3 protein-coding genes are annotated in these 13726 nt (G+C 45.3%); all 3 read left to right on the top strand.

Annotation, left to right across the window (positions count from 1 at the left end; all coding sequences use genetic code 11):
- Positions 1 to 48: 48 nt before the first annotated feature.
- Genes FLA_RS25835 through FLA_RS25825 form a run of 3 tightly spaced genes read left to right on the top strand, consistent with a single transcriptional unit; the run spans position 49 to position 13709 of the window.
- Positions 49 to 9033 carry a T9SS type B sorting domain-containing protein gene (locus tag FLA_RS25835; protein WP_076375773.1) on the top strand — a complete coding sequence of 2995 codons (8985 nt, stop codon included), beginning with the start codon at positions 49 to 51 and terminating at the stop codon, positions 9031 to 9033.
- Positions 9034 to 9056: 23 nt separating this feature from the next.
- Positions 9057 to 12662, top strand: a complete 3606-nt coding sequence (locus tag FLA_RS25830) for a gliding motility-associated C-terminal domain-containing protein (protein WP_076375771.1) — start codon at positions 9057 to 9059, stop codon at positions 12660 to 12662.
- 45 nt (positions 12663 to 12707) lie between these two features.
- A complete protein-coding gene (locus FLA_RS25825) occupies positions 12708 to 13709 on the top strand; it encodes a PorP/SprF family type IX secretion system membrane protein (RefSeq protein WP_076375769.1) in 1002 nt (333 codons plus the stop codon).
- Positions 13710 to 13726: the final 17 nt, after the last annotated feature.

The raw sequence follows: 13726 nt of genomic DNA, 5'->3' as shown, positions 1-13726 counted from the left end.
AGCCACCAACACTTCTTTTGGCAATTACCAACACTAACTGGGAATATTATGCAGAATTGTAAGAACGTTATTTATGTTACTTTTTTAACATTTTTACTGTTACTCTCTATCAAACCTGTTCAGGCACAGGTGGATACTAAAATAGGAACGGGCACAACTTCTAACTCCGACTGGGAGTATCCCACCCCTTTTGCAGACGCCTCGCATTCTACCAGAACACAATTCCTGTACCGTGCATCGGAAATGACGGCAGCAGGTATGACTGCAGGAACCATTAATGCAATTAAGTTTACCGTGCTGGATCTGGGTATGTATTACGATGCTGCGCTTTCTGCGGAAGAGAATATGACCATTAAAATTGGCGCCACCACGGCCAGCTCATTAAGCACTACCGGTTGGGCAACAGCCAGTAATGTTATTTACACTTCTGCCAGTTATATGCCTGTATTAGGTGTAAACTCCTTTACATTAAGCTCTCCGTTTTTCTGGAACGGGGCCGACAATATTATCATCGAAGTCTGTAACGATCAGTCTGAGTCTATGTTAACCAGCGCCAACAGGCTGGTAGAATGGACAACGGGTTTAACCTTTAACGGTTCAAGAACCTATGGTGAAGACTTTAATGGCCCTCAATGTGGCATTCCTGCTACGGATGAAAGAGGCACACAAACCAGCAGGCCCAATGTTATTTTTAACTGGTCAGCCGCGCCGCCTTGTTCCAGCGCCAGCCTGGTTGCCGGAACAGCAGCTACCGATATTGCCAGCCTGTGCTCTGGCGAAACCTTCCATGTAAATTTACCTGGCGCTTCTACCGCTACGGGTTTAACCTATCAGTGGCAATCATCACCCAACAATACCAGCTTTAGCGATATCAGCGGGGCTACCTCTGCCACACAAACATTAACTCAAACAGCCAGCAACTGGTATCGTGCGGTGGTTACCTGTGCCAATGGAGGCACTGCCACATCTGCACCCGTGCAGGTGATTGTACCCGGTGCGTTCTCCGGCACTTATACCATCAATAATAAAATTCCTGCCAGCACTACCAACTTCCGTTCTTTTACCGATGCATATAACGCTATTCGTTGCGGAATTGGCGGGCCAGTGGTGTTTAATGTAGATGCAGGCAGCAATCCTTATAACGAACAATTGATTTTTAAAAATATCACCGGTATGTCAGCAACCAACACGGTTACCTTTAACGGTAATGGTGTAGCGCTTACCTATGCCGCCAGCCAAAATGCTGATCGTGCGGTGATTAAACTGGACGGTGCAGATTATTTTACGTTCAATAATATTAACATCGTTGCTACCGGAAGCAGTTACAGCTACGGTGTGCTGTTAACCAACGATGCCGATTTTAACGTGATTAATGGTTGTAATATTACGGTGAATACTACTTCCGGCAGCAATAGCCATATTGGTATCTCTGTAAGTTCATCCGCTACCAACCCCACTGCTTCAGGTGATGCGTTTTGTGATAATAATACTTTTTCTAACAATACTATTACCGGTGGTTACTACGGTATTGCCCTGTCTGGCAGTTATGATAATGCCAATGGCAACAACTCTATTAAGGGTAATATCATTAAAGACTTTTATACAGCTGCTATTTATGTATCCTATTCTTTCAACTCTTTAATAGAAGGTAATACCATCACCCGTGATGCAAGGCTTACCAGTAGCTACTGGTCGGGCATCAGTGGTATTTATATTACCAATCTGAACACCAAAATGGTGATCAGCAAAAACAAGATCAGCCATTTCTTTGACGGAGGTAGTCCGGATGTTACTTTTTATGGTATCAACTTAACTACGGCTAACGCCATAGGTTCATTAGAAAACATCATAAGCAATAACCTTATTTACAATGTAAATGGTGGTGGTAGCCTGTATGGTATTTACAACCTGAATTCGCAAAGCGTATTTTTTTACCACAATACTATTTCTTTAGATGGCGATGGCTCGGCTGTTGCCAGCACCAACCCCATCATTGGTTATTACCAGGAAGGGGCCAGCGGTGTTAAATTCAATAACAATATTATTTCTATTACCCGCACAGGGATTATGCCTAAAACGGCTATCTCTTTTGTGGATGGTTCTGCCAACAGCGGCGACCACAACGTATATTATGTTACCCGCAGCGAAACCAACCAGGTAGGTATGGTGAACGGGCAACGTAAATTATTTGTATCTGATTTTGCAGCAGCTGCCGGGCAGGATGCGCATTCGCTTTCGGCAGATCCTTTGTTTGTAAATGCAGCGGCTGGCAATTTAACGCCTGCCAATTCTTCTATCGATAACATAGGTACCAATGTGGCTATTACCACAGATATTAATAATGTAAACCGTAATGCAGCAACCCCCGATGCAGGTGCGCTGGAATTTACTACAGCGGGCTGTGCCGCTGCTACAGCAGGCACAGCAACACCTTCTACTAACGGCATTTGTCAGGATACCAAACTGTATATTGATTTAACCGGCAACTCTTCCGGCTATGGTCAAACCTACCAGTGGCAATACAGTGCTACCGAAACCGGCACTTACACCAACCTGGGTAGTGCGTTGCCTACTCCTACACTTGATCTTACTACAACAGGAGTGTTGCAGTATTACCGTGTAGTGGTAACCTGCGGTGCGGCAACTTCTGTTTCCAATGCCGTGCCTATCAGCGTTTCTCCTTTCCTGCCAGCAGGTACCTATACTATTAATAAAGCGCTTCCTACGGGCAGTGGCAACTACCACAGTTTCAATGATGCCTATACTGCTTTAAGCTGTGGTATCGCAGGCCCTATTGTGTTTGAAGTTGCGCCTAACAGCGGCGATTACCAGGAGCAATTGCTAATGAGTGGTCCTGTAAAAGGCGCTACTGCTATTAATACCGTTACTTTTAAAGGAAATGGCAATACCATTAAATATAGCAGTTCGGTTTCGGAAGAACGTGCAGTTATTAAACTGCGTAATATCAAGCATATCATTTTTGATAGCCTGGTAGTAAATGCCATCGGCTCCGGAACTTATGGCTATGGCGTACAGCTGATTAATAATGCCGATAGCAATATTATTCGTAGGAGTACCATCATTACAGATACTACCAAAACATCCACCTCTTATGTGGGTATTGTGTTAAGTGCAATGGATGATGATCCGTTGGCTGAGTATGATGTAGATGGTCATAGCGCCCGTAGCCACGACAACCTGTTTGAAAAGAACACTATTATGGGTGGCTATTATGGTATAACTGTAGTAGGGGCACCTTATTACGATCCGGTGTATCGCAACCGTATATTAAATAACAAGATCCTTAACTTCTATAGCACAGGTATATACTGTGATGCGGTAATTTCTTTTACCATCGAGGGTAATACTATTTCACGCCCTACCCGTAACACGGTAACCAGCTTTACTGGTATCAGAATGGCAAATACGGTAGGTGATGTCCATATCAACGCTAATACCATTACAAATCCATTTGGGGGTAATCCTGCATCCACCAGCACTTTTTACGGTTTCTACCTCGATTATGTGAGCGAGCAGGATGATACCTACACTAACTGGATCACCAATAACATTATTTACAATGTGAATGGTGAAGGGCCGCAGTACGGTTTGTATTATAACTGGGGCAGGTTTGTGAGAATTTATCACAACACCTTCTCTTTAGATAACCGTGCTTCTAACAGCAGTTCTGTTACCTGTGGCATATACACCGTTAACACCGGTGAAGTGTATTTCCGCAACAACATTGTGAACATTGTAAGGGGCGGCGCAGGTAGCAAGTATGCTGAATACATTGCATCCTCAGAAGAAGCGCCTTTACGTGCCGACAAAAACAACTTATATGTCAGCAGTGATGGCGGCAATAACTATATCGGGTATTTTTCTGGCGCAAGGGCTACGTTGGCTGAATGGAGGGATATTGCTAAAAACGATTACGCTTCTACCACGTTAAATCCTGTTTTCACCAATGCAGCAGCGGGTGATTTAACGCCTACCATTGCTCCCTTAGATAACACGGGCACTCCATTAAGTGTTGTCAACGATATCTTAGGCACCACCCGTAGTACTACTACGCCGGATGTGGGCGCTTATGAATTTACAGTGCCTGGTTGTGCGGATGTGATTACTGCGGGAACAGCAGATGCCACTCCACGCACCGGTATTTGTATGGGTACTAAAATTAAATTTACCCTTACTGGTAACACCGTAAACGGTAACCAGCGATATGTATGGCAGGAAGCTACTACCGAAACCGGCACCTATACCAATATGGGTGATACCAGCTTTGTGCCTGAGCTTACTATACCTGTGTATAAAAGCAACTATTACCGTTGTGTAATTATATGTGGTAGCAAAACGGCTACTTCTACTTCGGTTAAAATTGATTTGAACGCTGCATTCCCGGCTGGCGTGTATTCTATTGCCAATACGGGCACAGCAGATTTCTCTTCTTTTGCCAGTGCAGTTTCTGCTATGAGCTGTGGCATTACGGGTGCAGTTACATTTAATGTGGCACCTGGCACCTACAACGAAAAAGTTACGTTTAAAGCTATTCCGGGTGCTTCAGATGTTAGCCGTGTTACTTTCCAGGCTGCTAATGGCGATGCTACTTCGGTAAAAGTTTCTGCACCGGGCACTTCCGATAGCAACTATGTGGTATTATTTGATACTGCCAGCTTTATTACCTTCAAAACCATGTCGGTAATAAACACCGGTACCAGCTTTATAAAAGTAATAGAGCTGAAAGGTGCGGCATCATCTGACAGTATTGCCAATTGCATTGTTACCGGGGTGGCTACTACCAACACTGCCGAAGCAGGATCGGTAATATACAGCAATAGCTTCACGGGTAAAAAACTGACGCTGGCAGGTAATACTATTATTAATGGTGCACGTGGCATTCATATAGCGGGCACTACATCCAAACGTGGAGTAAATGTTACTATCGCAGGCAATACCGTACAAAGCTTTTACCAATATGGTATTTATACCAATTATAGCGATACCATTAGCGTATCAGATAACATAGTGCCACTTGCTATTCCATTCTCACCGGCAGCGAATACTGCTTTCTATGGCATCTATACTTCCAACAGTGCGGCTTACCAGTTAAGTAAAAACCGGGTTACCATCACTTCTACTGCAACAACAAGCAGTGTGGCATATGGTATTTACACTACTGTTTGTACTGCCAATACCGCAGAGCCGGGTAAAATAGAAGGTAACCTGGTAAATGCAGTGGGTGGTAATACCGCTTCTTTATACGGTATTTACAATGCCACTACTACTTACCTGCAGTTTAAAAACAACGTTATCAGCATTAAAACAGCGGCTGCCAACTCCTATGGCTGGTATATTACCACCAGTGCCGCTGCCAGGGCTTATAACAACTCTATACAAAGCACGGCCACATCGGCTACCAACAACTTTGCTGCGTATATTAACAATACTACCAGCAGCTACCAGGCTTACCTGCGTAATAATATATTCACGCATGCAGGCGGTGGCAGGGCGCTGCGTATTGGCAATGCCGGTTACACCAACAGCGATTATAACATGCTGTATAGCTCAGGTACTGTGCTGGCGCAGGTAGGTTCTACCACTTATAACAGCCTCAGTGCATGGCAAACAGCTACTGATATTGACAGAAATTCTATTGTATATGCACCTGCCTTTACCAGCGATGCTACATTAAGCCCTAACATTAGTGCGCCGGGCGTATGGGCTATGCATGGTCGTGGGGTGCAGATAGAGAATAACAATTATGACTTTAATGGCAATGTGCGCCCGGTAACATTAAAAGAGGGTGTGCCTGACCTGGGTGCGTATGAATTTTTACCTACTTCATTGCCACCGGCAGCCGTGGCTACACCAGCCGTGCCTGCTGCTAACACCCAACAGGTGTTTACATTTGGTACCGATGTAGTATCCATTATTAACTGGGGTGCTACTGTACCGGCGGGTGCTGTAACGTTAAGACGTTATTCCGGCATTCAGCCTACAGGCTTACCAATCGGTACCGACTTCATGTATTTTTATGTAGATGCAGATGTGCCTGCTGCGGGAGCGTATAGCTATTCTATTAAGCAACCTTATTTTGCTTCGTGGAGAGGTTATATTGATAACGAATCAAGAATCCGGTTTGGTAAAACAGATGCAGCCAATGTATGGAGTGTGGAAGCCAACAGCAGCGTGGATATTGACGCGAATGTTATTTCGGCAGATAATCTTTCCTTCCTGGATAAATATTCTGGTTTAACCAATGCTTCTATTAAGAGCCCTTATGCAGATGTAGACAGTGTAAGAACAGATAGCTCTAACATGGGTACGCGTTTTTGGGTACCTTATGCACTGGGTGCTGAAATAGACTCCTTAAACGTGTATGTAGGTGGTGCCGATACAGACGCTGACATTGTAGTTAAAATCAATGGCACTACCTGGATACGTAATTACCATGTACCTGCCCATACGTTTGTGCTTACCGATGCCATTCCCAACTCCGGCAACAGCAGCGCGCTGCTTACAGGCGAAGGCTGGTCTGACAGGGGCATCAGTATTGAAAGTAATGTAGCGGTTGCAGCTTATGCTTATGCCAGAGGTCAGGGCATGGGGGCCAGCATGTTGATGCCGGCGGGTATTTACGGATACGAATATTATCCTACTATTTATAAGCAAAATATTATTGGCGGAGATCATACCTGGATATCGGTAATTGCCGATTACGATAACACCACAGTGGAAATTACCCCATCGGTGCCTACTTATGCAGGCCGTAAAGCGGGTGTGCCATTTGCGGTTACTTTGCAAAGAGGAGAAATATATACCTTATGGGGTGCAGCCAAGTCAGCCTTTGAAGGATTTGATTTATCCGGTACTAAAATCAGGGCTATTACTAATACGGATGGCAGCTGTGCGCCGGTAGCGGTATTCTCCGGTGCGTACGATGGGTTTGTGAATGTGTGTAATCCGGATAGCTACTTTACACCACCGTTCAGCGATTATATGTGGGTGCAAAATACGCCGGTACAGGCCTGGGGAACCAGCTACCTTACTGCGCCATTGCCCAGCAGGGATGATATTGCGGTAGGGCTGCCTACGGTGTACCGTATTGCGGTAAAAGATGCAACTACTATTGTGAAGGTGAATGGTGTGGTACAAAGCACGCTGGAAAATGGTTACTATACCCATGTAAGCAGTACCGCTGATTATATAGAAGCCAGCCAGCCAGTGATGGTTACACAAATGATGGCTTCTGATAACTATGAGTGTAATATTCAGTCAACCATGCCGGATATGACCGTGCTGGTACCACTGAATCAAGGCATTCGCAAGGCGGAGTTTGTAAGAATGAAAGGCAACAATAATATTGCTGACAACTACTTAAACGTAATTGTGCCTACGGAAGGTGTAAGCAGCCTGTTTATTGATGGCAGCAACACGTTCGATCTCACTTATCCGCATCCTAACAAGCCCGGATATACGGTAGTTGTAAAAAGATGGGTGGGAGCTGATGCTGTAGATAGTATCAGAAGCACTTATCCTGTACAGGCCATGTTATTGGGCAGATCTATTTACGGTGGCGCTTATTCTTATACGGTGGGTGCAGTCATCAACAATCTGCAAACCATGCCAGGCATTACCAACGTGTACGATTCCAGTGGTAATTACAGTGCCTATACTTGTGTAGGAACGCCGTTCCACATAAGCATACGCTTGGCCGTGAAGCCTGATGTACTTACCTGGAAATTAAGTGAGATCACTAATATTACACCGGCAGCAGATGTGGTGCAATACGGCCCGGTAGAAGACTCTACCACCGTAATAGATGGTAAAACCTACTATGCATACTCTTTACCTGGTGAATATGTATTCTCTCAAACCGGCGTATACAAAATACCGGTATCGTTTGAACACAGCAGCATTGGCAGCTGTAACCACACGGCGCAAACCAAATTGCCTGTTACTGTAAAAGGTAAGCCACAGGTAAGTTTCACGGTGAATTACACCGGTTGTCAAAGCGATATTGCTTACTTCCATCCAACGGCATCTAACGAAAGTAATTCTCCGGTGAAATACTGGAAATGGAATATCAACGATACGGTGCTGACAGAGCAGGAGCCTGCTTACCAGTTAATAAACAACACTATTACAGCAGATACTACCTACGCAGTGAAACTGCTGGCTATTTCGGAAGATGGTTGTGTGGCAGATGCTGCTAACAATGTAACCGTAAAACCAGAAGTGCAGTTAGCGGTGGATAATGATTCTGTGGCAACCTGTAGCAACAGCACTGTTTCATTTGCTGTAACAGCGCCGGCTACCGGAGTTACCTACAATTGGTATGCTGCCGAAACGGGTGGTGCGCCTGTACATACCGGTGCTACCTACAGCTTTGCAGCTCCGGCCACTAACACCTATATCTATCTCGAAGCGGTGAATACCAATGGTTGTACAACTGCTCCAAGATTACGTTTGGTGGTGACCAGCTTTGCAACGCTTGCTATACCAGTAGTAATAGTGGATTCGGCTGGTGTGAATGTAGTAAGGTTTGCATGGGCGTCTGTTACCGATGCTATAGGATATGAAGTGTCTATAGATGGTGGAGCTACCTGGACTACGCCTTCATCCGGAAGCACTGGTTTAACGCATACAGTGGCTGGCTTACTGCCAGGAAAAGAAGTGACCATACTGGTAAGAGCCATAGCGGCATTACCATGCCGTAACGCCACTTCAACAGCTGTAACGGGCGCCACTATCATGGATCAGATATTCGCCGCAACCGGCTTTACACCGAATGGCGACGGATTAAACGATGTATTTATTATTCGTGGTGGTGTTATCAGCTCTATGCACCTGGCCATATTTAACCAGTGGGGCGAAAAGATTTTTGAAACCAACAATAAAGAAGAAGGATGGAAAGGCGACTATAAAGGACAAATTCAGCCATCGGGTGTTTATATGTACGTTGCCAACATAGTATTAGTGGATGGCAGCAGTATCACTAAAAAAGGCTCGGTGAACCTGGTAAGGTAGCACCGGCAAACAGTAAGTGAATTATGAAGAGAAAGCTGTGTATAGTATTGTTGTTTGTACTAAGTTTTGGAAGTAGCCTGTCGCAGAACTTTACTAATAAGGGTAGAGATTTCTGGACAGGCTACGGCCTTCACTACTTTATGGAGTTGGGCCAGGATAACAGCCAGGAAATGGTGTTGTATTTTAGTGCAGAGGAAAATGCCAACGTAATAGTAACCACAAAAGGGCGTGACGGCATTTCTGTATCCAAATCTTACTATGTAGCTGCTAACACAGTAATTGCTTCTGATCCCATGCCTAAAACCGGGAATGGGGAATGCAGGCTGTACGATTTACCGGTTTCTTATGGCGGGCAGGGTACAGATGGCCTGTTCAATAAATCTATTCATATTACCAGCGATGTCCCTATTGTGGCCTATGCCCATATCAGCGGGGCGGCATCATCAGGTGCTACCATGTTAATGCCTGTTGAATCGTGGGGATATACTTATTTATCGGTAAACAGTCAGCAGATATTACAGGGCATTGCCAGTGGAACCGGTTGTTTCTCCTGGTTGTTTATTGTTGCCGATCATGACAAAACAGTAGTAGAAATAACTCCTTCCGTTCCGTTAAGAGGTGGAAAAGCAGCAGGCGCTTCTTTTACCGCCGTATTAAATAAAGGGCAGATTTACCAGGTGGTAGGTGCTGCTAAAAACAGCACCAGCGGTTACGACTTAACCGGAACCAAGGTGAGATCTATTGCCAATAACGATAATGAATGTTTTCCTATAGGCGTTTTTGCCGGAAGCAGTTTAACTTCTATTAGTTGTAACGGTACGGCGGGTACCGGCGATAACCTTATTCAGCAAATTTTTCCCATCCAGGCCTGGGGTAAGCGTTATCTCACTGCTCCTTTTTCAGCAAGCGGCAATGCGGCAACACTCAATCCGTCTATTTTCCGGGTAGCGGTAAAAGACCCCACCACGGTGGTAAAGAAGAATGGTGTTGTTTTAACCGGGTTAATCAATAACTTTTATTACGAATTCAATAGTTCATCAGCAGATTATATTGAATCAGACAAACCTGTGCTGGTAACACAATACATGCCTTCGGCCGGTTCTACGGTTGGCAATGTAGGATGTGGTTATACAGGGTTGGGCGATCCGGAAATGGTGTATATCAGCCCGATAGAACAGGCTATTAACCACGTTGGTTTTTACCGTAACACAGAAGCGGTGGTAACGGTGAATTACTTAACATTGGTGATTCCTACTGCCGGGGTTTCTTCCCTTACTATTGATGGCAGTAAAAGCTTCTCCTATACTTATCCGCATCCTAATCTGGCAGGCTATACGGTGGTGGTGCAGCGCTGGGATGCGGCAAAAGCCCAGTGTATTGTACAAAGCGATTCTAACTTCACAGCTGTTACTTACGGGTTAGGTAGCTATGATAGCTATGCTTATAATGCCGGCACTAAAATTAATAACCTCAGTGGTATATTAGGAATACACAATACCGAAGCGGATGCCGATGTGGTAAATACATTTACCTGTAAGGGCACACCTATGAAACTATCTGTGTTAATGGCTTACCAACCCACTAAAATGGTTTGGCACCTGAGCGAGATAGCAGATATGACGCCTAATACGGATGTTACGGATAATGCCCCGGTGCCTGCTGCTACCCAGGTGGTGAATGGTTTAACCTATTACCGCTATGAGTTACCAGGCAATTATGCTATTAACGCGGTAGGTACATTCCGTTTTACCATTAGTGCCACGCATCCGAGTATTGATAACTGTAATAATACCGAGCATTTGCTGATGGATATAGTGGTAAAAGATGCTTTTTCTACTAAGTTTACGTACACCCATAGTGGATGTGTGGCAGACCCTGTAACGTTTAACTGGACAACAGGAACAACAGGGGCCTATGAAATTAAAAAGTGGGACTGGACATTTGCAGATAACAGCACAGCTACCGGGCAAAGCACTACTAAAACATTTACACAAACAGGAACAGAGAATGTGAAGCTGCGTATAGTGTCTAAAGAAGGATGTGTAAGTGATACGGTACAGCAGGTGGTTATTAAAAATGGCCCTGCTATTGGCCTGGATGTGCTGCCTTCTATGGTTTGTGATGGCACTAAAGTTACCTTAACGGCCACCACACCACCGGGATCGTCTTACACTATTAAAGAATGGTATTGGGATTTGGGGAATGGTACACGGCAAACCACCAGTACCGGCTCTATCAATAATGTTATTTATGCGGCATCAGCCACGCCTTACGAAGCCAAAGTGGTGGCTAAAGTATCTGCCGCTTGTGTAAGCGATACAGCACGCCAAAGCATTACGGTGTATCCGGGTGCTAAAGCAGCTTTTACCGTAACGCCGGATGTGTGTTTGGGTAGTGATGTTACTATCAGGGATGCCAGTGTGCCTGATGGTGCCGCTATTACCAGCTGGCAATGGAATTTCAAAGATGGCACTACGGCTACCTATGCCAATGGCAATGCGTTTGCTAAAAACTATACAGCAGCCAACACGTATAATATTGAGTTGGTTGTTACGGATGCCCGTGGTTGCACCAGCGATACTACAGTGGCTACTAACATACACAGCATACCGCAGGCTACTTTTACTTTACCTGCGCGTGTTTGTATGCCAGGTGCTGCGCTTATTACCAACACTACTGTTTCGGCTAATACATTAACGTATCAGTGGAATATGGGCGACGGCAGTGCGTTGCTTACCACCCGCGACGCTTCGCATGCTTATGCAGTAGCGGGCGACTATACTATTCAATTGCAGGTGCAGGATAATTTTGGCTGTGGCAGCTCGGTTAGTAAAGTGCTTGCTTCCAATCTGTTTGGCAGCAAACCTGTTGCAGCCTTTACGGTGGCTCCGGAAGCGGTGTGCCAGGGTAAAGACCAAACCTTTACCGATAACAGCACGGCCACCAATGGTACCAGCATTAATAAATGGCAATGGAGCTTTGGCGATAACACTACTGCCACCCAGCGCAACCCGGTGAAAAAGTATGCCGCCGCCAATACCTACAGCGTGCAGCTAACGGTAACGGATGCGGCAGGATGTGCATCGGATACTTATTCGCAGCCGGTTACCGTATACGTGCAACCGGTTATTACCACAGAAGGCAGGGTAGCGGTACAAAAGAACAAACCCGTGCAGTTAAAGGCTACAGCCAATACTTCAACAGGGATAAGTTTTGCGTGGACGCCGGCCGCAGAGTTGAACAATGCCAACACGCTTACGCCTACCTATTCAGCAGCGCACGACCAGGTGTTTCTGATAACGGCTACTGGTAACACCGGCAATTGCCAGGCTTCTGCATCGCTGGAGGTGAAAGTGCTGGTAATTATAGCCCCGCCTAATGTGTTTACACCTAATGGCGATGGCATCAATGATAAATGGATAATAGAAGGTTTATCGGATTATATTACCAGCAAAGTGCAGGTGACCAACCGCTATGGACAAACGGTGTATACTTCAACAGGGTATAGCAGGCCGTGGGATGGCACCATGAATGGACAGCCATTACCGGCCGGAACCTACTATTATATTATTACTGATAAAACGAGTGAATGGCAACGGATAACCGGATCGGTTACCCTTATCAGATAGCCTGCGGAGCTATCTGTTATTATCAAAACTTAAAGCTTATAAGAAATGAAAACAGGTATCAGGATTTTATTAATCATTGTTACATCCGGAATGATGGTGGTGAAAGCCGCTGCGCAGGTTGATCCGCATTTTACCCAATACTATGTGCATCCTGCATGGCTTAACCCTGCGCTTACAGGCATGTTTGAGGGTGAGTATCGTGCTTCGGCTATTTACCGCAACCAGTGGAGTAATTTATCCAACCCGTTTTCAACGATAGGGGCTTCTGTAGAAGTGCCCACCAATAAAAACCTGAATGTGGGCGTAAGCTTAATTAATCAGCGTGCCGGCGATGGCGGGTATACTTATACCACAGGCTATGGTAATGTGTCGTATACCGGTTTACGCTTTGGCAAAGGCAACTTTCAGCGTATTGCTATAGGATTACAGGCAGGGTTTATTCAGCGCAAGTTTAACCCTTCCAAAATGATATTCGACGATCAGTGGAACCCCGCTACCGGCGGTTTAAAACCTACACAGGAAGCAATATCCAACCCATCGGCTACCGCGTTTGATGCTGGTGCAGGCGTATTGTATTTTGATGCAACACCTGGCAAAAGGGCGAATGTTTTTGCCGGCTTTTCGGCATCGCATATTAACCAGCCTGAAAACAGGTTTGGAGGGGTAAGCAACGAGAAAATGAAAATCCGCTACACAGTACATGGTGGCGTTAAACTGGTGGCATCTGAAGTGCTTACTATTACTCCGCATATTTTATACCTGCGCCAGAACAATGCAGAGGAGAAAATGGCAGGTGCTTATGCACAGCTGAAAGCTACCACAACAACCGATTTACTGCTGGGCGTTAACTACCGGGTAAAAGATGCATTTGGTTTTCAGGCAGGCTTTAACTACAATAACATGGTGTTTAGTGCCAGCTATGATGTGAATGTATCTGACCTGGGTAAAATGGCACGCGGCGCTAATAGTTTTGAAATAGGGCTTACGTTCACTGGTATTAAGAAAACGAAAACCCCGGAAGTGGAATTTGTGTGTCCCCGTTTATAACCCCTTCATTTGTTATT

The sequence above is a fragment of the Filimonas lacunae genome, from assembly GCF_002355595.1.
GTDB classification, from domain to species: domain Bacteria; phylum Bacteroidota; class Bacteroidia; order Chitinophagales; family Chitinophagaceae; genus Filimonas; species Filimonas lacunae.
Note: the sequence above shows the minus strand (reverse complement) of the source record. Positions and strands in the feature narration are given on the sequence as shown.